Source organism: Streptomyces sp. NPDC050388, from assembly GCF_040655635.1.
Classification (GTDB): Bacteria; Actinomycetota; Actinomycetes; order Streptomycetales; family Streptomycetaceae; genus Streptomyces.
In genome coordinates this window covers 74,870-94,704 of the sequence record NZ_JBFAKH010000026.1, presented here as the reverse complement: position 1 = coordinate 94,704, position 19,835 = coordinate 74,870, and the positions used below count along the sequence as shown (strand labels likewise).

General features: G+C 72.0%; 18 protein-coding genes. 10 read left to right on the top strand and 8 right to left on the bottom strand.

Features of this window, described 5'->3' with window-relative positions:
• Nucleotides 1-11 precede the first annotated feature (11 nt).
• From AB0I73_RS17445 to AB0I73_RS17435, 3 genes are all read left to right on the top strand, one after another.
• Nucleotides 12-1,391, top strand: coding sequence for an FtsW/RodA/SpoVE family cell cycle protein (locus AB0I73_RS17445; RefSeq protein WP_363038212.1), 1,380 nt, complete (start codon nt 12-14; stop codon nt 1,389-1,391).
• Entirely contained in the window at nt 1,388-2,845 is a 1,458-nt protein-coding gene (locus tag AB0I73_RS17440) for a penicillin-binding transpeptidase domain-containing protein (protein ID WP_363038210.1), read from the top strand. Before AB0I73_RS17445 ends, AB0I73_RS17440 begins: the two co-directional genes overlap by 4 nt.
• A gap of 67 nt (nt 2,846-2,912) precedes the next feature.
• Complete coding sequence (locus AB0I73_RS17435; RefSeq protein ID WP_363038208.1) at nt 2,913-3,377, top strand: DUF3291 domain-containing protein; 465 nt, start codon at nt 2,913-2,915, stop codon at nt 3,375-3,377.
• On the opposite strand, the gene AB0I73_RS17430 is transcribed toward AB0I73_RS17435, so the two are convergent.
• Entirely contained in the window at nt 3,340-3,960 is a 621-nt protein-coding gene (locus AB0I73_RS17430) for a Uma2 family endonuclease (protein ID WP_363038206.1), read from the bottom strand. The genes AB0I73_RS17435 and AB0I73_RS17430 overlap by 38 nt on opposite strands.
• A 225-nt stretch (nt 3,961-4,185) precedes the next feature.
• On the opposite strand from AB0I73_RS17430, the gene AB0I73_RS17425 reads away from it, so the two are divergent.
• The 4 genes from AB0I73_RS17425 to AB0I73_RS17410 all read left to right on the top strand — a co-directional run bounded on the left by AB0I73_RS17425 (nt 4,186) and on the right by AB0I73_RS17410 (nt 7,559).
• Nucleotides 4,186-5,136: a diiron oxygenase gene (locus AB0I73_RS17425; protein WP_363038204.1), complete on the top strand. Its 951-nt coding sequence runs from the start codon at nt 4,186-4,188 to the stop codon at nt 5,134-5,136.
• 35 nt (nt 5,137-5,171) lie between these two features.
• Nucleotides 5,172-5,825: a helix-turn-helix domain-containing protein gene (locus AB0I73_RS17420; RefSeq protein WP_363038202.1), complete on the top strand. Its 654-nt coding sequence runs from the start codon at nt 5,172-5,174 to the stop codon at nt 5,823-5,825.
• A 57-nt stretch (nt 5,826-5,882) separates the two neighbouring features.
• Nucleotides 5,883-6,209, top strand: coding sequence for a hypothetical protein (locus tag AB0I73_RS17415; protein ID WP_363038200.1), 327 nt, complete (start codon nt 5,883-5,885; stop codon nt 6,207-6,209).
• Nucleotides 6,210-6,311: 102 nt separating this feature from the next.
• Nucleotides 6,312-7,559: a C40 family peptidase gene (locus AB0I73_RS17410; protein WP_363038198.1), complete on the top strand. Its 1,248-nt coding sequence runs from the start codon at nt 6,312-6,314 to the stop codon at nt 7,557-7,559.
• Here the strand turns inward: AB0I73_RS17410 and AB0I73_RS17405 are convergent.
• The 5 genes from AB0I73_RS17405 to AB0I73_RS17385 are packed head-to-tail and all read right to left on the bottom strand — an operon-like array spanning nt 7,520 to nt 13,312.
• Entirely contained in the window at nt 7,520-8,785 is a 1,266-nt protein-coding gene (locus AB0I73_RS17405; protein WP_363038196.1) for a styrene monooxygenase/indole monooxygenase family protein, read from the bottom strand. The genes AB0I73_RS17410 and AB0I73_RS17405 overlap by 40 nt on opposite strands.
• Nucleotides 8,786-8,840: 55 nt before the next feature.
• The gene (locus AB0I73_RS17400; protein ID WP_363038194.1) at nt 8,841-9,479 is read right to left on the bottom strand and encodes an ATP/GTP-binding protein; all 639 of its coding nucleotides are present in this window, start codon (nt 9,477-9,479) and stop codon (nt 8,841-8,843) included.
• Entirely contained in the window at nt 9,460-9,882 is a 423-nt protein-coding gene (locus tag AB0I73_RS17395) for a DUF742 domain-containing protein (protein WP_363038193.1), read from the bottom strand. Before AB0I73_RS17395 ends, AB0I73_RS17400 begins: the two co-directional genes overlap by 20 nt.
• Nucleotides 9,879-10,427: a roadblock/LC7 domain-containing protein gene (locus tag AB0I73_RS17390; protein WP_363038191.1), complete on the bottom strand. Its 549-nt coding sequence runs from the start codon at nt 10,425-10,427 to the stop codon at nt 9,879-9,881. The genes AB0I73_RS17395 and AB0I73_RS17390 overlap by 4 nt, the downstream gene beginning before the upstream one ends.
• Nucleotides 10,424-13,312 (bottom strand): nitrate- and nitrite sensing domain-containing protein, encoded by a 2,889-nt coding sequence (locus AB0I73_RS17385; protein ID WP_363038189.1) that lies wholly within the window; start codon nt 13,310-13,312, stop codon nt 10,424-10,426. Before AB0I73_RS17385 ends, AB0I73_RS17390 begins: the two co-directional genes overlap by 4 nt.
• A 431-nt stretch (nt 13,313-13,743) precedes the next feature.
• Here AB0I73_RS17385 and AB0I73_RS17380 point away from each other — a divergent pair, with 431 nt between their 5' ends.
• Nucleotides 13,744-14,529: a protein phosphatase 2C domain-containing protein gene (locus AB0I73_RS17380; protein WP_363038187.1), complete on the top strand. Its 786-nt coding sequence runs from the start codon at nt 13,744-13,746 to the stop codon at nt 14,527-14,529.
• Between the two features lie 212 nt (nt 14,530-14,741).
• On the opposite strand, the gene AB0I73_RS17375 is transcribed toward AB0I73_RS17380, so the two are convergent.
• Nucleotides 14,742-15,236, bottom strand: coding sequence for a MarR family transcriptional regulator (locus AB0I73_RS17375; protein ID WP_363038185.1), 495 nt, complete (start codon nt 15,234-15,236; stop codon nt 14,742-14,744).
• A 216-nt stretch (nt 15,237-15,452) separates the two neighbouring features.
• Between AB0I73_RS17375 and AB0I73_RS17370 the strand changes: the two genes are divergently transcribed.
• Nucleotides 15,453-16,280: a lysozyme gene (locus tag AB0I73_RS17370; RefSeq protein ID WP_363038183.1), complete on the top strand. Its 828-nt coding sequence runs from the start codon at nt 15,453-15,455 to the stop codon at nt 16,278-16,280.
• 120 nt (nt 16,281-16,400) lie between these two features.
• On the opposite strand, the gene lon is transcribed toward AB0I73_RS17370, so the two are convergent.
• A complete protein-coding gene (gene lon / locus AB0I73_RS17365) occupies nt 16,401-18,833 on the bottom strand; it encodes an endopeptidase La (protein WP_363038181.1) in 2,433 nt (810 codons plus the stop codon).
• A 188-nt stretch (nt 18,834-19,021) separates the two neighbouring features.
• Here lon and AB0I73_RS17360 point away from each other — a divergent pair, with 188 nt between their 5' ends.
• Nucleotides 19,022-19,735 (top strand): spermidine synthase, encoded by a 714-nt coding sequence (locus AB0I73_RS17360; protein ID WP_363038179.1) that lies wholly within the window; start codon nt 19,022-19,024, stop codon nt 19,733-19,735.
• Nucleotides 19,736-19,835 lie beyond the last annotated feature (100 nt).

The window sequence follows — 19,835 nt, the reverse complement described above, 5'->3', positions numbered from 1 at the left end:
AAGTTCCGCACATGAGCAAGGCCGGAATCTCCCTGACGACGGTTGATCCGCCCACGTCCGCTGCTCCCCTCCCCCGGCGCCGTGGCATCGAACTCGCCCTCATCGTCCTGGCCGTCCTGCTGTCGGTGTTCGGCTACTGTGCCGTCGGACTCGCCAGGAACGGCTCCGTCCCGCCCGGCGCCGCCGGTTACGGCGCCGGGCTCGGCGTGCTCGCCCTGGTCGCGCATCTCGCGATGCGCTTCCGGGCCCCCTGGGCCGACCCGCTGCTGCTGCCCATCGCCGTCCTGCTCAACGGGCTCGGTCTGGTGCTGATCTACCGGCTCGACCTGGAGACACCCGGCGACCGGGCCGCCCCGACCCAACTGGTGTGGTCGACGCTGGGGGTGGCGCTGTTCATCACGGTCGTCCTGCTGCTGCGCGACCACCGGATGCTCCAGCGCTTCACCCGCGCCTGTGCCGCCTCCGCGCTCGTCCTGCTCACGGTGCCGATCCTCTTCCCGGCGGTGAACGGGGCCCGTATCTGGATCCGGGTCGCCGGATTCTCCATCCAGCCGGGCGAGTTCGCGAAGGTACTGCTCGCGGTGTTCTTCGCCGCGTACCTGGCTCAGAACCGGGCCGCGCTCACCTACGCCGGCCGCAGGGTCTGGGGGCTCCAGCTGCCCACCGGCCGGGTGCTCGGACCGATCGTCGCGGTGTGGTTGGTGAGCGTGGGCGTGCTGGTACTGGAGCGGGATCTCGGCACGTCTCTGCTGTTCTTCGGCCTGTTCGTCGTCCTGCTGTACGTCGCCACCGGCCGCACCGGCTGGCTCGCCGTCGGCCTGCTGCTGGCCTCGCTGGGCGCGGTGGCCGTGGGCCGGCTGGAGCCGCATGTGCACAGCAGGATCGAGACCTGGCTGCATCCGTTCGCCTCGATCGAGGCGGGCGAGGGCCCGAACCAGCTCGCGCAGTCCCTGTTCGCCTTCGCGGAGGGCGGGCTGCTCGGTACCGGGCTGGGGCTCGGGAACTCCGTGCTCATCGGCTTCGCGGTCAAGTCCGACTTCATCCTGGCCACGGCGGGCGAGGAACTGGGGCTGGCCGGTCTCTGCGCGATCTTCCTGCTGTACGGGCTGCTGGTGGAGCGCGGCTACCGCACGGGGCTGGTGCTGCGCGACCCGTTCGGCCGACTGCTCGCCGTGGGGCTCGCCGCGATCGTGGCACTCCAGGTGTTCGTCATCGCGGGCGGGGTGACCGGGCTGATCCCGCTGACCGGGATGGCGATGCCGTTCCTGGCGCAGGGCGGTTCGTCGGTGGTCACCAACTGGGCGATCGTGGCGCTGCTGGCCCGGCTGAGCGATTCGGCACGGCGCCAGGGGAAGGGGTGCCGTCCGGGGGGCGGAGGTGCCGGGTCGTGACGCGGTACATCCGGCACGCCGCCGTCTTCTGCGCACTGCTGCTGCTCGCCCTGCTGCTGAACGCCACGCGCGTGCAGGTGCTGCGGGCCGACGCCTACGACGACAACCCGGCCAACCGCCGTGACGCCATCGCCCGCTACGGCCAGCCGCGCGGGGACATCCTGGTCGACGGCCGACCGGTCACCGGTTCGCGGGACACCGGGGAGCATCTGCGCTACGAACGGACCTATGGTGCCGGGCCGTTGTACGCGCCGGTGACCGGGTACGCCTCGCAGGAGTACGGAACCACCCTGCTGGAGGAGGCGGAGGACGGACTGTTGTCCGGCACCGCCCCGGTGCTCCAGCCGCTGCCTTTGTGGAACGACTTCACGCGCTCGCGCAACGCGGGCGGAAACGTCGTCACGACGATCGACCCGGCCGCGCAGCGGGCCGCGTACGAGGGGCTGCGCTCGCGCAAGGGCGCGGTGGCGGCGGTGGAGCCGTCGACCGGACGGATCCTGGCGCTGGTGTCCGTCCCGTCGTACGACCCGGAGCTGCTGTCCGGGAACGGGGCGGCGGCGCGCGGCGCCTGGGAGCGGCTGAACGCCGATCCGGACAAGCCGATGCTGAACCGGGCGGTGCGGCAGACGTATCCGCCGGGGTCGACGTTCAAGGTGGTCACCGCGGCGGCGGCGCTGGACGCGGGCGCGGTCACCGACCTCGACGCACCGACCGACTCCCCCGACCCGTACATCCTGCCGGGGACGACGACACGGCTGACGAACGAGTCCCGGGGCTGTGCGGACGCCTCGGTGCGGGAGGCGTTCACCTGGTCCTGCAACACCGTGTTCGCCAAGCTGGGCGTGGCCACGGGCCTGGCGGACCTGACGACCACGGCCGAGGGCTTCGGCTTCAACGACGGCGGGCTGCGGGTGCCGTTCGCGGTGGCGCGCAGCACCTTCGACACCACGATGGACCGGGCTCAGCTCGCGCTGTCGTCGATCGGGCAGTACAACACGCGGGCCACCCCGCTGCAGATGGCGATGGTCGCGGCGGCCGTCGTCAACAACGGGCAGGTGCGGGAGCCCTATCTGGTGGAGCGGACGACCCGGGCGGGCGGCGGCACGGTGTCGACGGCCGGCTCGCGTCCGACGCGGCGTGCCATGTACCCGTCGACGGCGCTGCGGATGCAGGAGCTGATGCGGGGGGTGGTGGAGGGGGGCACCGGCGCGAACGCCGCCATCCGGGGTGCCGTGGTCGGCGGCAAGACCGGCACCGCCCAGCACGGCATCGGCAACTCCGGTACGCCGTACGCCTGGTTCGTGTCCTGGGCGCAGGGCGACGGGGACGCGGAGGCGAAGGTCGCGGTGGCGGTGGTGGTGGAGGACGCGGCGGCGAACCGCCGGGAGATCAGCGGCGGCGGAACAGCGGCGCCGATCGCACGGGCGGTGATGGAAGCGGTGCTGAACTCATAGGCAGGGAAGCCCGCTTGGTGAGACAGGGGCTACCGAAGCGTCCCGTTCCCGGCTTACCTTCCGGTGCATGACCGAAGCCGGCACCACCCATGAACTCGCCCAGGTGAACATCGCCCGTCTCAAAGCCCCGTTGGACTCGCCGCAGTTGAAGGACTTCGTCGACCACCTCGATCTGGTGAACGCGGACGCCGAGGCCGCCGACGGCTTCGTCTGGCGCCTGCAGAGCGAGGAAGGGAACGCCACCGACGTGTCGGTCTTCGGCGACGCGTGGCTGATCGTCAACATGTCGGTGTGGCGGGACACCGACGCCCTGACCGCGTACATGTACCAGGGACGGCACCGGGAGATGCTGGGGCGGCGCACAGAGTGGTTCGAGCGGGTGCGGGAGGCGATGACGGCCCTGTGGTGGGTCCCGAAGGGCCACCGCCCCACGGTGGCGGAGGCGGAGGCGCGCCTGCTGCACCTGCGCGCCCACGGCCCGACGCCCTACGCGTTCACGCTCCGAACGTCGTTCCCGGACGGCTCGGCCTGACGGCGGTGAGGTCGATGTCGATGGGGAAGGGGACGGTGAGCTTGAGGCGGTTGTGGAAGATGCCCATGGGCACGTACACCTTGGTCGCGGCGTCCAGCTCGTAGACGTAGACCACGGGGAGCCCGTCGTTCTCCTCGACGCGCCAGAAGTGCGCGATACCCGCGGCCGCGTATTTGCGGGGCTTGGCCTCGCGGTCCCGCTCCACCGAGTCCTTGGAGACGACCTCGATAGCGATCACCACGTCCTCCGGCCGATACCAGGTCTGACTCGGGCCGGTGTCGGCGTCTGCCCGGAACACCAAAACATCGGGCTCCGGCCGATTGCGCTGGTTGAGCTTGATGGTCATCTCACGGATGACGTCAAGCTCGTCCGGCACCTGAGCCAGCAAGGCGTTATCCAGCAGGCGAATGACACGTGAGTGGAAATTGGTCTGCGGACTCACGAAGACAAGGCTCCCGTCGATCAGCTCCGTGTGCGGAGGCAGGTTGGGAAGCTTGTCGAGGTCGTCCGCTGTCCAGCCGTCCTCGGGCGGACGGGGCCACTGATAGTCGTCGTCCAGTTCGGAGTCGCGTGCGGCGCTCATGATTGCTCCCATGCGCTGGAGTCTGACCGGCACGGTCAGCCTACCCAGGGTGAACGCCGATTCGCCGCTCCATGAGGTGATCCGGAGGGCGCACCATTGACGCCCGCGAGAAGGGGAGCCTCCGCCGACAAGTCGAGCACAGGGGATTGACGGGCTTGCTGACAAGCAGTCTCATAAGTGGGGTGAACCGCCGGTAACCCGATGTGCCCTCGAGGTGGAGCCGCCGTGACGAGCCAGAACCGGACCCTGACGGAAGCCGACGCGCTCGATGGGCTGCGCGACGCGCTCGGCCTGCTCAAGGACCGGGAACAGGTGGCCCAGCGGCTGCTCGACGCCTCCGCCAAGCACTCCTTCGACCCGGACGAGGAGCTGGACTGGGACGCTCCGTTCGAGGAGGGCAAGTGGTTCTGGCCGCCGGAGCTGGTGTCCCTGTACGGCACCCCGCTGTGGAAGCGGATGAGCGAGGAGCAGCGCATCGCGCTCTCCCGGCACGAGGCCGCGGCGCTCGCCTCGCTCGGCATCTGGTTCGAGCTGATCCTGATGCAGCTGCTGGTGCGGCACGTCTACGACAAGGCCGCCACGAGCGCGCATGTGCGGTACGCGCTCACCGAGATCGAGGACGAGTGCCGGCACTCCAGGATGTTCGCCCGGGTGATCACGCGTGGCGGCACCCCGTGGTACCCGGTGAGCCGGTCCCATCAGCAGCTCGGACGGCTGTTCAAGACGATCTCCACCACGCCCGGCTCCTTCACGGCGACCCTGCTCGGCGAGGAGGTCCTGGACTGGATGCAGCGGCTGACCTTCCCGGACGAGCGCGTCCAGCCGCTGATCCGGGGCGTCACGCGCATCCACGTCGTCGAGGAGGCCCGGCACGTCCGCTACGCCCGTGAGGAGCTGCGGCGCCAGATGGTGACCGCGCCGAAGTGGTCGCAGGAGTTCACCCGGATCACCTCCGGCGAGTTCGCCCGCGTCTTCTCGGTGGCGTTCGTGAACCCCGAGGTGTACCCGAACGTCGGGCTGGACAAGCGCGAGGCCGTCGCCCAGGTCAGGGCGAGCGGGCACCGGCGGGACGTGATGCGGCAGGGGTCGAAGCGGCTGACGGACTTCCTGGACGACATCGGCGTGCTGCGCGGGGTCGGACGGCGGCTGTGGAAGTCGTCCGGGCTGTTGGCATAGGCGGCCACCGGAAGCCGTTGGTTACGCTGCGGGGCATGACCCCGCAGGCCCCCACCCCCGCCTACCGGCGCCTCGGCGTCGAGGAGCGGCGCAGTCAGCTGCTCGACGCCGCGCTGTCCCTCTTCGCCCACCGCGCGCCCGACGAGGTGTCGCTGGACGACGTGGCGGAGGCGGCCGGGGTGTCGCGCCCCCTGGTGTACCGGTACTTCCCGGGCGGCAAGCAGCAACTGTACGAGGCGGCGCTCAGGTCCGCCGCCGACGAGCTGCGGCACTGCTTCGACGAGCCGCGCGAGGGGCCGCTGCTGCCCCGGCTGTCCAGGGCCCTCGACCGCTATCTCGCCTTCGTCGACGGGCACGGCCCCGGGTTCAGCGCGCTGCTGCAGGGCGGAAGCGTCGTGGAGACCTCCCGTACGACCGCCGTCGTCGACGGTGTGCGCCGGTCCGCCGCCGAGCACATCCTCAGCCATCTCGGGGTCACCGAGCCGGGGCCCCGGCTGCGGATGACCATCCGGATGTGGATCACCGCCGTGGAGGCGGCCTCGCTGATCTGGCTCGACGAGGACAGGCTCCCGCCGGTCGACGAGCTGCGGGACTGGCTGGTGGAGCAGTTCCTGGCCGCCCTGGAGGTGACCGCGCGGCGCGACGCGCAGACCGAGGCACTCGTCCGGGCCCTGTTGGCGGACGGCTGACGCACTGCCGCCGCCGACGGCGGACGGCCCGCGTGGGGCATGGCCGACACTGGAGGCGTGAAGAGTCAGGACACCCCCTTCGAGGGCGGGCCCATGGACGGGCGCGTCCTGCCCGTGCTGCTGGGCATCACCGGGCACCCGCCCAAGACGTACCGCATTCCCGTCCCGGCCCCGGACGGCGGCTCGGCCACCGTGCTGATCTACCGGCGGGTGCCCCGGGAGCAGGGCGGGCGGATCGGGCTGACGCGGGGGTGGAAGTACCTGTACGACCCGAGCGGGGCGGCGACCGGCCGGCCGAGGTGGCCGTGGCCGGGGCGCACCCGAAAGCCCGCCGTCGATCCAGACGCCACGCCGGGTGGCAAGCCGGACGACGCCGACGGGTGACGCCGTTGCGCCGAACCGCGCACACCCGGCGAGCGGGCCCGGCCAGGCCGCCGGATGCTCGCGATGCGGAGCGGAGGATCCGCCCGCGTCGGAGGTGATGGCATGTCAGGAATGCTTCTGTGTCTGGTGTGTACGGCGGCGGTCGCGGCCGGGACCGTTCTCGCACCGGTGCCCGCGACGGCCGTTCCGAAGCCACCGGGGAGCACCGCAGTGCGGCTTCCCAGGGGCGACGACGGAGCCCTCGAACCGCCTGCGGGCACCGCGGCCGAACCCCGCAAGCGGTCCGTCGCCGAGTTGCTGACGGACCTTCAGCGGCTGTACCACGCGGTGGGGAAGGCCACCGCGGCCTACGAGGCCACCAGGGAACGGCTGACGAGGCAGCGCGCCGAGACCCGGCGGCTGGAGAGCGCCCTCGCCCGCGCCCGGCTCTCCCTGCGCCACAGCCGGGGCACGGCCGGGCGGCTGGCCCGGCACCAGTACCAGAACAGCACCGGGATCTCCCCGTACGTACGGCTGCTGCTGGCACGCGATCCGCAGCACGCTCTCGACCAGGGGCATGTGATCGGGCGGCTGGCGCGCAACCGGGCGGACGCGGTGGGCCGGCTGACCGGCAGTGAGAAGCGGGCCGACGAGCTCGCCCGGCGGGCCCGCAGGGCGCTCGACGACCGGCTCGCCCTCACCGAACGGCGCGGGAAGGAGCGGGACGCGGTGCGTGAGCGGCTCGGCGAGGTCGAGAAGCTGCTCGCCTCGCTCAGCCCCGAGGAGCTGGCCGCCCTCGCCGAGCGGGAACGGGCCGAAGTGGCCCGGGACCAGGCGGAGTTCCTGGCCTCCGGCGCCCTGGGCGCACCCGGTGCTCCCGGCGGCGGGCGCACCCCCTCTGCGGCCGGCGAACAGGCCGTGCGGTACGCAGTCGAGCAGATCGGGAAGCCGTACGAGTGGGGTGCGGAAGGCCCCGGGGCGTACGACTGTTCGGGGCTGACGTCCGGGGCGTGGGGTGCCGCCGGAACACCCGTCCCCCGGACCAGTCAGGAGCAGTGGGCGCGGCTGGAGCGGGTCGCGCTGGACGAACTACGGCCGGGTGACCTCGTCGTGTACTTCCCCGAGGCCACGCATGTCGCCCTCTACCTGGGTGACGGCATGGTGGTGCAGGCACCCCGGCCCGGCGCGCGGGTCAAGGTCTCCCCGATCGCGGCCAACCCGGTCCTGGGCGCCGTACGCCCCGACCCGGGCGGGGAGCCCCTGCGGCGCTATGTGCCGCCGGAGCTCCCCGAGGGGGCGACGGAGGGACCCGACCAGGGCTACGCGCGCGCCTACGCGCCGCCCGCCGCCGCCGAGACCTCCGCCAGGTAGGCCCCGGCCTTCTCCGGGTCGTAGAAGAAGTTCTCGAGGTCGGCCGGGTCGTCGAAGCAGTTGACGAACCGGTCGGCGACGGGCTGGAGGCTGCCCGCGGCGCCGAGCACCTCGAGGACGTGCGCGGGCGGCGGGGCCAGCATGGCGTTGGTCCACTTGGTGACGTGCTGGGCCGTGTCCCAGTAGCGGTCGAAGGTCTGCCGCATCCACGCCTCGTCGAACGGCTGCTCACCGTGCTCGACGATCGAGGCGAGGTAGGAGGCGGCGCACTTGGAGGCCGAGTTGGAGCCCTGGCCGGTGATCGGGTCGTTGGCCACGACCACGTCCGCGACGCCGAGGACCAGGCCGCCGCCGGGCAGCCGGCCGACGGGGTTGCGGACGGTCGGGGCGTAGCGGCCGGCGAGGGTGCCGCCGGCGTCGGTCAGTTCGACCTTGCCGGTCCGCGCGTGCTCCCAGGGGAGGAACCTCTCCATGAGTTCCAGGGTCAGGGAGAGGTGCTCCGCCGGGTCCTTGACGTCCTTGAAGGCGTCCAGCGGGCCGCCGGGTATGCCCTCCCAGAACAGGATGTCGGCGCGGCCCGAGGTGGTGAGGGTCGGCATGATGAACATCTCGCCGACGCCGGGGACGATGTTGCAGCGGACCGCCTCGGTGTCCGGGTGCTCCGGACGCGGCTCCAGCCCGTGGACGTAGGCCACCGCGAGTGCCCGCTGCGGCTCGGCGTACGGGGAGCGCGAGGCGTCGCGGCCGAACATCCGCACGAGTTCGCCCTTGCCCGCGGCGACGAGCACGAGGTCGTACGTACGGGAGAAGTAGTCCAGGTCGCCGACGGCCGCGCCGTGGATGACCAGCTGGCCGCCGCGCTGCGCGAACGTGTCCATCCAGCCCGCCATCTTCACCCGCTGGTCGACCGACTGCGCGAACCCGTCGAGCAGGCCCAGCCAGTTGATCGCGCGCTGCGTCGGGCCCGGGTCGTGCGAGCCGGGGGCCGCGACCGAGACACCGAGCCCCTGGATCTTCGGGGCCTGGGACTCCCAGAAGTTCAGCTGGAGATCGCGCTCGTGCTGCAGGGCCGTGTGGAACATGCACTGCGTCGACATCACCCGTCCGGTGCGGATCTCGTCCGCGGTCCGGTTGGACATCAGGGTGACCTCGTACCCGTGCGACTGAAGACCGAGGGCGAGCTGGAGACCGGACTGGCCGGCTCCGACGACGAGTATTTTCCGCATGCGGGGAGTTCTCCTAGGGGACGGGGGCTTCCGGCAGCCGAGCGGGGCTTCCGGGCTACTCCGGGGTTTCCTCGAGCGCGTGACCCACCAGGGACAGGAGGGTCTCGACGACCGAGATCCGGCTCCGGGCGTCCATGATCATGACAGGTATGCGGGCCGGGATGGTGAGCGCCTCCCGCACGTCGTCCGGCTCGAACAGCTCGGTCTCGTCGAAGTGGTTGACCGCGACGATGTACGGCAGTCCGCAGCTCTCGAAGTAGTCGAGCGCCGGGAAGCAGTCCTTGAGCCGGCGGGTGTCGGCCATGACGACCGCGCCGATCGCACCGCGCACCAGGTCGTCCCACATGAACCAGAACCGCTGCTGCCCCGGCGTGCCGAAGACGTAGAGCACCAGGTCGTCGTCGAGCGTGATGCGGCCGAAGTCCATGGCCACGGTGGTGGTCAGCTTGTCCGGCGTGGCGGTGAGGTCGTCGGTCTCGGCGCTCGCCTCGGTCATCAGCGCCTCGGTCTCCAGAGGCTTGATCTCCGAGACGGTGCTGACCAGCGTGGTCTTGCCGACTCCGAAGCCGCCGGCCACCACTATCTTCGTGGCGATCGGGGCGCGGGTACGGTCCGTCTGCCAGGGCAGCAACTGCTCGTCGTCCTCGACGAGCGGGGAGACGCCTTGAACTGCGTCAGAGACGGCGGAGTCCACTCAGCACCCTTTCCAGCAGCACGCGGTCCGGGCGGCCCGTGCCGTGGCCGGTTCCCGTTCCGTAGACACGGATCTTTCCCTGGTCCGCGAGGTCGCTCAGGAGCACCCGGACCACGCCGAGCGGCATCCTCAGCAGCGCGGCGATCTCGGCCACCGTGCGCATCCGGCGGCACAGTTCGACGATGGCCTGCATCTCCGGCATGATCGTCGACTTCAGCGAGCCCTTCGTCAGCTCCTTGCGCTGCTCGGCGGCCTCCAGTTCGGCGGTGGCCGCCACGAACGTCTCGACGAGGAGCACATGGCCGAAGCGGGTACGGCCGCCTGTGAGCGAGTAGGGGCGGACCCGGGCGGGTTTGCGGTCCCCGCCGCGGATCGGGAGGTTCTTCCTGGTTTTACCGCTCAACAGGGGCTCCCGGTGGACTCGTTCTCCAGGGTCTTGTTCTCCATGGACTTGCGCAGTTCGCTGCGGAGTTCGGGGGTCAGGACATGGCCGGCCCGACCAACGAACAGGGCCATGTGGTACGCCACCACGCTCATGTCGCACTCCGCGGAGCCGTGCACCCCGAGCAGCGAGCCGTCGCTGATCGACATCACGAACAGACTGCCCTCGTCCATCGCCACCATGGTGTGCTTGACCTGGCCGTAGTCCATCAGCTTGGCGGCGCCGACGGTCAGGCTGCCAATGCCGGAGACGACGGTGGCCAGATCGGCGGCGGAGCCTCGCGGGCCGGCGCGCTTCCCGGTCCGCGCCTCGAGTGCCCCGGCGGCGGCCTCGCCCCGGTTCGCCCGGGCGGGCACGAGATCGGGGTCGGAGGAGAGCAGCAGCAGCCCGTCGGAGGAGACCACGGCGACCGAGAGGATGCCGGGCACCTCCTCGACGAGGTTGGTCAGCAGCCAGTGCAGGTTGCGGGCCTCACTGCTCAGTCCGAAGGTACTGGGCGTGGTCAACTGCTTGCCTCCTCGACGGTGCCCCCCGTGGCTTCTTCGGATGGTGCGGCCGCGGTGGACGGCGGGCGGTGCGGTCCCGTCTCCTCGGCGATCTCCACTTCGACGTCCCGGCGTCCGGCCTCCGCCCCCCGGCGGAAGCCGCCGAGGCGGCGCCGCAGGGCGTCGGCGTCCACCGAGCCGGTGCGCTGCCTGGGGGCCTCGGCGCGCGCGGCGATCTTCGGTGTGCGTTTGGGCAGGCCCTTGGCAGTGACCGGCTCCTCCTCCACCGCCGGGCCGTCGGGCACGCGCGTGTGCTCGGCGTCGGGGGCGGGGGCGGGCACCGACCGGGTCGGCGGTGCGGCCGGAGACCCGGGCCCGGTGTCCGGCTGGGCGCCCGGGGCCTTCGCGTCCGCCGTCGCGGTCGCGTCGGGCGCGGGCGAGGGCGACGGGATCAGCAGTTCCATGGTGGTCTCGGCGGGCCGCTGATGCGTCCCGTCCACAGCCTCGGGGCCACCGTCGCCGTCGCTGTCACCGGCTCCGGCGAGGGGCTCGGCGGCGGCCTCGGCAGGGACGGTCTCCGCAGGCTCCTTCGGCGCGTCGTCCGCGGGCTCCTGCTCGGTGGGAGTCTCCGCGGCCGGCGCCTCCGCGGCGGGGTGCTGCTGCTGTACCGCCTGTTCCGCCAGAGCGACCAGCGGGTCGTCGCTCTCCGTACGGCCGTGCAGGACGTTGGCGTTGGCCTCGGCGTCCGCGCCCGGCAGGGAGACGCGCTCCGCACCGGCGGCGCCGGAACCGGAGGCGGGTACGGCGGTGGGCGGGGCGGGCTTGGCGGCCAGCAGGGTCGTGGGAAGGACCACGACCGCGGCGACACCGCCCTGCTTCTGCTCCCGCAGCCGCACCCGCACCCCGTGCCGCTGGGCGAGCCGGGCCACGACGTACAGGCCGAGTCCGAGGCCGTCCTCGCCCTCGTGCTTGTAGTGCGCCTCCGGGTCGGATTCGGACAGACGGGCGTTGAGCCGCTCCAGCCGCTCCCCGTCCATGCCGATGCCCTCGTCCTGCACGGAGAGCATGACCTCGCCGCTCTCCATCAGCCAGCCGGAGATCTCGACGGGCAGGTCGGGCGGGCAGAACGAGGTGGCGTTCTCCAGGAGTTCGGCCAGCAGATGGCTGAGGTCGTCGGCGGCGAACCCGGCGATGTGCGCGTGCGGCGGCAGCGAGCCGATCCTGACCCGCTCGTACCGCTCGATCTCGCTGACCGCGGCCCGTACGACGTCGACGAGCGGCACCGGGCCCGCCGCGTGCTGGACGTGTTCGGCGCCGGCGAGGACGAGGAGGTTCTCGCTGTGCCGGCGCATCACCGTGGCGAAGTGGTCGAGCTTGAACAGGGTGGCCAGGCGGTCCGGGTCGTCCTCGCGCTCCTCCAGGCCCTCGATTACGCCGAGCTGCCGTTCGACCAGGCCGAGGGTGCGCAGCGCCAGGTTGACGAAGGTGCCGCCGATGCTGGTGCGCAGCTGCTCCAGACGGGCGGCGGACTCGGTGAGCTCGGTGCGCAGCTCCTCGCGGGCGTCGGCCATCCGCTGCCGCTGCGCGACGAGGTGCTTGCGGTCGGCCTCGAGGGTGGCGATCCGCGTGGCGAGCTGCGCGGCGTGCGCGTGCAGGGCGTTGACGGAGCGGACGACCTGGGCGAACTCGTCGTTGCGTCCGGTGAAGGTGACCGGCTCTTCGACGCTCGGGTCCTCGGCCCCGGCGAGGCGGGCCGAACCGCGGCGCAGCACGGACAGCGGGCGGGTGAGGGTGCGGGCCATGGCGGTGGCGACGCCGACCGCGAGCAGCATGAGAGCGCCGAGGACGGCGACGTGGATCTCCAGCGCGGTGACGTCGTCGTCGCGCAGCTGGGCGAGGTCCTTGGTGCGCTTCTCGAAGAGGGCGGACTCCACTCCGCGCATCGTCTCGACGCGGGCGGTGAGCGCGGCCTCCAGCTTCTTGGTGTCGGTGGCGAGTTCGTCGTCGGAGAGGGACGGCTGGTCGGTGAGGCTCGCGAGGTACTTCTCGGCGGAGTCGACCTCGGGTCCGGTCACCGTGGAGTCGTAGGACGCGCGGGCCGCCTTGGGCGCCGTGTCGCGGAAGTCGGCGAGGGCGGCGTCGGAGCGCAGGCGGGCCTGGAGGGCCGCGGCGGTCAGCTCGTCGCGCCGCTCGGTGTCGGCGTCCGAGGAGGCGGTGGACGTGGTGGGCAGACCGGTGATCGGGTCGATGACGGTCTGGGTGGTGCTCGGCACGTTGAGTGCGGCGAGCAGCAGCCCGCGGGTGGCGGCTGCCTGCTGGACGGCGGAGTCCAGTTCGGCGAGCGCGTGGGCTCCGGAGCCCGCACGGGGCGGGGTCCGCTCCGCGAGCTGCTCGGCGAGCCGGTGCAGCTGGGTGATGGCGGTGGAGTACGCCTGGTGCGCCTCGAGCGCGCCGCTCTTGCCGGTGAGCGCCGCCCTGCGCACGGCCGCGATGGCGTCGAGGTCGTCGCGCATGGCTTCGGGGGTGCCGGTGTCGGCACGCAGCTCCTCGACCTGGCGGTCGACGCGGGCGCTGTCCTGTTCGGCGGGTGCCTTGGACTTGGGGCGGCCGGCCGCGATGTAGGACGTGACCTCGTCCCGTTCGTCGGCGAGGGAGTGCGCGAGCGTCAGGGCGTCCTGGGTCCGCTCGGCGAGGGTCACCAGGCTCTGGGAGTCGTTCAGTTGCCCGGAGGCCGCCAGCACGGACGGTGTTCCGGCGCCCGCGATCGCGGCGGCCACCACCGCGACGGCCACGATGAGCCGGTTGCGCACATGGGTGGGACGGCCCTTGCCGACGGTGGGCTTCTGGTCGGCGTCCCCCGCGGGGGCCGTCTGCTTGCCTGTGCGACGAGGCCGCGTCTTCTGCACCGGTGCTCGCATTCCTGACTCGTGTACCCGTGGGTCCGGGTGACGCTCCGTCAACAGGCGTCTACGCCCTGCTCGTGGCAGGCACCTGCGTCCTGCCCGGACTGTCGACCGCGCTGGGCCCGTGAGACGCCCCCATCGCTTCCCGACCCTCCCAGCGCCTCTGGGCACTGGATGCGCATCACCTGACCCGCCACTCGAAGGAGTGAACATCGGAGGCGAGTTGAGGGGCAAGTCCCGCCACGCCCCGCAGCGGCCGTGCGCGGCGGGCCGGTTGGACGTCTGCGGCGGCCAATGGCAGGATTCGCCGCCACGCGCGCCCGGAGCGCGGCATTCCCGCCCAAACTCGGCCACTGACCTGCACGGTCTCGGGAAATCAGCGAACATGTCCGGCCTCCGGCGGTCCTCGTGGAGGCCTCGTGCAGACTGGAAGAATGCGTACTGAACTCGCCTCGGAGCCCGGCGACGCGGACCGCCCCAACGAGGACTTCGCCAGTGTCGGACTTCCGGCCTCCGGACAGGGCGGTTCACTGGTCGTACTGGACGGCGTCACGCCCCCGCGGGACGGGGCGGGCTGTCGGCACTCCGTCCCCTGGTTCACCGCGCGGCTCGGCGGAGCACTGGCCGAACTGACCGTTTCACTCCCGGATGTCCCCCTGGCCGATCTGCTGTCCCGGGCCCTTGTGCGTACCGCCGACGCACACCTCGAAACCTGTGACCTTTCTCACCCGCGCACTCCTCAGGCGACGGTGGTGCTGGCCCGCTGGTCACCGGAGTCCGTCGAGTACCTGGTGCTGGCCGACTCGGTCCTGCTCGTCGAGTCCCCCGACGGGGCGGTCACCCCGCTGCTGGACGACCGACTGGCCCTGCTGCCCCGCTCGGCCCTGGCCACGGACGCACTGGTGGACGCCACGGTGCGGAACAAGGAGGGCGGCTTCTTCACCGCGGCCGCCGATCCGTCGGTCGCGGCGCGCGCGGTCACCGGGACCCTTCCGCGTGCCGAGGTGCGCGCCCTGGCCGCGCTGACGGACGGGGCCGCGCGCTGGGTGGAGAAGTTCCGCGAGGGTGACTGGACGGAGTGTCTCGCCCTCGTCCGCAAGGAGGGGCCGCGGGCGCTGGTGGATCGCGTACGGGCCCTGGAGCGGGCGGACACGGACCGGGTGGCGCTGGGCCGGAGCAAGACGCACGACGACGCGACGGTGGTGTACGTGGAGTTCTGACTCCCCGTACGCCGTCCCGTTCACCCGGACGCCGCCGGGCTCCCCCGTACGCCGCCGGGCTCGATCGCTCCGGTACGCCGAACGGTGCCCCGCTTCCCGCGAACGGCACCCCGCCCACTCCGATTACCCGGATCATCCGGATCACCCGGATTACTCCGAACGGGGCCGTACATCCCCCGGACGGTGCCGAGTTGCCCCGAACGGCGCTCCGGTCACCTGTCCGTCCCGCGGTTCAGCTGGCGCAGCAGCCGGGCGAGTTCCGTGACCTCGCCGGTGTCCCAGTCGGCGAGGCGGCGGGCGTAGCGCGCGCGGCGGGCCTCGCGGACCCTGCTCATCCGGTCCCGGCCCTCCGGGGTGAGGGCGACCAGCCAGGCGCGGCCGTCGGCGGGGTCCGGCTCGCGGGTGACGAGCCCGAGTTCCTCCAGGGCGTGCAGCTGACGCGACATCGTCGCCTTGCCAACGCCGATGTAGGCGGCGAGTTCGGTGGCCCGCTGCTTGCCGCGCTCATCCAGACGGACGAGCAGACCGTACGCGGACGGTTCCAGGTCCGGATGGACCTCGCGGGACATCTCGCCCTGGCTGGCTCTGGCGCGGCGCAGCAGCACCGTCAACTCCCTTTCCAGAGCGAGGAATCCGGGCTGGTCCACACCGCTCGCGGGCGCCTCGGACGAGGTGTCCTCTGCGCCGCCGTTTCCGCCTTCGTGCACGTCAGTTCCTGCCTCGGTTTTCCCGGTCGTCCGTGTTCCCGCCGAGTGGCGACGCCGCTACGGCTCCGCAAGTATTTCGCAGACGCGGCCCGGCGGCGGTTTCCGAATCCCCAGGGAGCCCCGGGGACCCTCAGGGCGCACGTCGCGGTCCGCGTGCGTCGCCTCCCTTGCTTCCCCTTCTCAAGGGGCTCGCACCAAGTTCCTCGGAGACACGTCATGCCCGTGCACAGATCCGGCTTCACCCGTCTACGCGCGTTCACGACCGTCACGGCGGTCCTGCTCGCGATCCTCGCGCTTCCCCGCGCGACGCCCGCGGCCATGGTGGCCGCCCCCGGCGTCCCGCCGCGCGGCTCCGCCCACATGGGCATGGGCGTCGTCGCCCATGACGGCCAGGACGGCGCGCCCACCCATCGCACCGCCTGGACGGAGGGCGTGGACGTCTCCAGCCACCAGGGCGACGTGCCCTGGTCGACCCTCTGGAACAGCGGGGTCAGATGGGCCTACGCGAAGGCCACGGAGGGGACGTACTACAAGAACCCCTACTACACGCAGCAGTACAACGGTTCGTACGACATCGGCATGATCCGCGGGGCGTACCACTTCGCGACCCCCGACCGGACGAGCGGCGCCGCCCAGGCCGACTACTTCGTCGACAACGGCGGCGCCTGGTCACGCGACGGCATGACACTGCCGGGCGTGCTCGACATGGAGTGGAACCCCTACGGGGACACCTGCTACGGCAAGTCGCAGAGCGCCATGGTGAGCTGGATCCGCGACTTCCTGGACCGGTACCGGGAGCGCACCGGCCGGCACGCCGTGATCTACACGGCGACCAGCTGGTGGAAGCAGTGCACCGGGAACCACGCCGGGTTCGCCGCCGACAATCCCCTGTGGATCGCCCGGTACGCCTCCACCGCGGGTGAGCTGCCCGCGGGCTGGGACTTCTACACGATGTGGCAGTACACCTCGACCGGGCCGACGGTCGGGGACCACGACCTCTTCAACGGCACGGTCGACCGGGTGCGGGCGCTGGCGCTCGGCTGACGCCACCGCCTCGCGCCCGCCCCTGCCCCTGCCCCTGCCCCTGCCCCGCACGGTGACGGCCCGGGCCTCCCTCACGGGACCCGGGCCGTCGCCCTTCCGGTGGCGGGCGGCGGACGGTGATCAAGCCGCCACCGGAACCTCCGGCGCCGCGCCGTCGGCCGCCGGCGCGAGCGCCAGCTCCAGGACCTGGCGGACGTCGGTCACGGCGTGGACGTCGAGCCCGTCCAGCACCTCGGCGGGGACGTCGTCCAGGTCGGGCTCGTTGCGCTTGGGGATGATCACGGTGGTGATCCCCGCCCGGTGCGCGGCGAGCAGCTTCTGCTTCACCCCGCCGATCGGCAGCACCCGCCCGGTCAGCGAGACCTCACCGGTCATCGCCACATCCGTACGGACCAGGCGCCCGGAGAGCAGCGAGGCCAAAGCCGTGGTCATCGTGACGCCGGCGCTGGGGCCGTCCTTGGGCACCGCACCCGCCGGGAAGTGGATGTGCGCGCCCCGTTCCTTCAGGTCGGCCACCGGCAGCTCCAGCTCGGCGCCGTGCGACCGCAGGAAGCTCAGCGCGATCTGCGCCGACTCCTTCATCACGTCGCCCAGCTGTCCGGTCAGGGTCAGTCCGGCGGCGCCCGTCTCCGGGTCGGCCAGGGACGCCTCCACGTAGAGGACGTCACCGCCGGCGCCGGTCACCGCCAGCCCGGTGGCGACACCGGGGACGGCGGTACGGCGCTCGGCCGGGTCCTGGGCGGACTCGGGCACGTGGTGCGGCCGGCCGATCAGTCCTCGCAGATCGCTTTCCGTGACGGTGAACGGCAGCTCCCGCTCGCCCAGTTCGTGCTGGGCCGCGACCTTGCGCAGCAGCCGCGCGATGGACCGCTCCAGGGTGCGCACGCCCGCCTCGCGGGTGTACTCGCCGGCCAGCTTGCGCAGCGCGCCGTCGTCGAGGTCGACCTCGTCCGCGGCGAGCCCGGCCCGCTCCAGCTGACGCGGGAGCAGGTGGTCGCGCGCGATGACGACCTTCTCGTCCTCCGTGTAGCCGTCCAGGCGGACGATCTCCATCCGGTCCGCCAGTGCCTCCGGAATGGCCTCCAGGACGTTGGCGGTGGCGAGGAAGACGACGTCCGAGAGGTCCAGCTCGACCTCCAGGTAGTGGTCCCGGAAGGTGTGGTTCTGCGCCGGGTCCAGCACTTCGAGGAGGGCGGCGGACGGGTCGCCCCGGAAGTCCGAGCCCACCTTGTCGATCTCGTCGAGCAGCACCACCGGGTTCATCGACCCGGCCTCCTTGACGGCCCGCACGATCCGGCCGGGCAGCGCGCCGACGTACGTACGCCGGTGGCCGCGGATCTCGGCCTCGTCGCGGACACCGCCGAGGGCGACCCGGACGAACTTCCGGCCCATCGCGTGGGCGACGGACTCGCCGAGGCTCGTCTTGCCGACGCCGGGCGGTCCCACCAGGGCGAGCACGGCACCGCCGCGGCGGCCCCCGACCACGCCGAGTCCGCGCTCGGCGCGCCGCTTGCGCACCGCCAGGTACTCGGTGATGCGTTCCTTCACGTCCTCCAGGCCCGCGTGCTCCGCGTCGAGCACGGCCCGGGCGCCCCGGATGTCGTACGAAGCGGCGCTGTCATCGGTCCGTTCGTTCCACGGCATCTCCAGGACCGTGTCGAGCCAGGTGCGGATCCACGATCCCTCGGGCGACTGGTCGGAGGAGCGCTCCAGCTTGTCGACCTCCTTGAGCGCGGCCTCGCGCACCTTCTCCGGCAGGTCCGCGGCCTCGACGCGGGCCCGGTAGTCGTCGGACTCCTCGGCGGAGTCCTTGCCGCGCTCTCCGTTCAGCTCGCGCAGTTCCTTGCGCACGGCCTCCAGCTGGCGCCGCAGCAGGAACTCGCGCTGCTGCTTGTCGACGCCGTCCTGGACGTCCTTGGCGATGGACTCGGCGACGTCCTGCTCCGCGAGGTGGTCGCGGAGCTGCTGGGTGGCGAGCTTCAGCCGGGCCACCGGGTCGGCGGTCTCCAGCAGCGCCACCTTCTGTTCGGTGGTCAGGAAGGGCGAGTAACCGGAGTTGTCGGCGAGGGCGGCGACGTCGTCGATGGCCTGGACCCGGTCGACGACCTGCCAGGCGCCGCGCTTGCGCAGCCAGGCGGTGGCGAGCGCCTTGTACTCCGTGACCAGTTCGCCGACCTGGCCGGGCAGGGGCTCCGGCACGGTCTCCTCGATCCGGGTGCCCTCCACCCACAGCGCCGCGCCCGGCCCGGTGGTCCCGGCGCCGATCCGCACGCGGCTCCGGCCCCGGATCAGGGCGCCCGGGTCGCCGTCGGCCAGCCTGCCGACCTGCTCGACCGTGCCCAGGACGCCGGTACCGGCGTAGGTCCCGTCGAGACGCGGCACCAGCAGGACCCGGGGCTTGCCCGGCGCGGACGCGGCGGCGGCCTGGGCGGCCTCCACCGCGGCGCGCACCTCGGAGTCGCTCAGGTCCAGCGGAACCACCATCCCGGGCAGCACGACCTCGTCGTCGAGCGGCAGCACAGGCAGGGCGAGCGAGGTGGACTCAGCAGCCATGATCTCCCCTTCGGCAGTCAAGTTGAGTTCTGCCGACTCAATGCTTGTGAGCCACCGAATGTTCCCCGGGCCGCGTTCGCTCTCAGCGATCACTCGCGGGGGCGAAGAAAGGAACCTCCGCACGACACGGCCCCACGGCCCCACGGCCCCCCGGCCCGCCGAACGGGAAGTGCTGCCAGGATGAACGCATGACCACCCCGTACGACATTCCCGAAGTCCTGGACCGCCGCGAGGGCCCGTACGGGGAGGTGGTGCTCCGCCGGCACGGCAGCCTGCTGCAGATCATCGCGAACGGCTGCTTCCTGATGGACACCTCCGACGGCCGTTCGGAGCGGCGACTGATCGACGCCGCCCTGGCCGCACTCGATGCCGCCGACACCCTCGCGGGACACGGCCCGCGGCCGGGCCCGCACGTCCTCATCGGCGGACTCGGCGTCGGTTTCTCGCTCGCCCACGCCGCCGCCCAGCCCCGCTGGGGGCGCATCACCGTGGTGGAGCGCGAACCCGCCGTCATCGACTGGCACCGGGCGGGCCCGCTGCCCGCGTTCTCGGCGATCTCCGCGCGCGCCCTCGCCGACCCCCGCACGGCGATCGTCGAGACCGACCTGGTGGCGTACGTCAATGAGACGTCCGACACGTTCGACGCGCTCTGCCTCGACATCGACAACGGGCCCGACTGGACCGTCACCGAGGACAACGAAGGGCTCTACTCCCCCACCGGACTCCTGGCCTGCGCAAGGGTGTTGAGGCCCGGCGGGGTACTCGCGGTGTGGTCGGCCAAACCGTCTCCGAATTTCGAAGAAACCTTGCGTAATGCCGGGTTCCAGCAGGTGCGTACCGAAGAGGTCCCGGTTGCCCGGGGCGTTCCGGACGTCGTGCACCTCGGCGTCCGCCCTGGATAGCAAAGGCGCGGTGACTCCCCGTACGCTGCTGCCTTGGCGCCGATCATTCAAGCGTCAATCGCAGTCATGCGCAGGGACGGATCACCCCACGGATTCCGGA

What these genes read in the sequence shown, in the direction of transcription:
- AB0I73_RS17445 (WP_363038212.1), top strand. Translation starts at nt 12, where the DNA reads ATGAGCAAGGCCGGAATCTCCCTGACGACGGTTGATCCGCCCACGTCC.
- AB0I73_RS17435 (WP_363038208.1), top strand. Translation starts at nt 2,913, where the DNA reads ATGACCGAAGCCGGCACCACCCATGAACTCGCCCAGGTGAACATCGCC.
- AB0I73_RS17430 (WP_363038206.1), bottom strand. Translation starts at nt 3,960, where the DNA reads ATGAGCGCCGCACGCGACTCCGAACTGGACGACGACTATCAGTGGCCC.
- AB0I73_RS17420 (WP_363038202.1), top strand. Translation starts at nt 5,172, where the DNA reads ATGACCCCGCAGGCCCCCACCCCCGCCTACCGGCGCCTCGGCGTCGAG.
- AB0I73_RS17410 (WP_363038198.1), top strand. Translation starts at nt 6,312, where the DNA reads ATGTCAGGAATGCTTCTGTGTCTGGTGTGTACGGCGGCGGTCGCGGCC.
- AB0I73_RS17405 (WP_363038196.1), bottom strand. Translation starts at nt 8,785, where the DNA reads ATGCGGAAAATACTCGTCGTCGGAGCCGGCCAGTCCGGTCTCCAGCTC.
- AB0I73_RS17380 (WP_363038187.1), top strand. Translation starts at nt 13,744, where the DNA reads ATGCGTACTGAACTCGCCTCGGAGCCCGGCGACGCGGACCGCCCCAAC.
- AB0I73_RS17370 (WP_363038183.1), top strand. Translation starts at nt 15,453, where the DNA reads ATGCCCGTGCACAGATCCGGCTTCACCCGTCTACGCGCGTTCACGACC.
- lon (WP_363038181.1), bottom strand. Translation starts at nt 18,833, where the DNA reads ATGGCTGCTGAGTCCACCTCGCTCGCCCTGCCTGTGCTGCCGCTCGAC.
- AB0I73_RS17360 (WP_363038179.1), top strand. Translation starts at nt 19,022, where the DNA reads ATGACCACCCCGTACGACATTCCCGAAGTCCTGGACCGCCGCGAGGGC.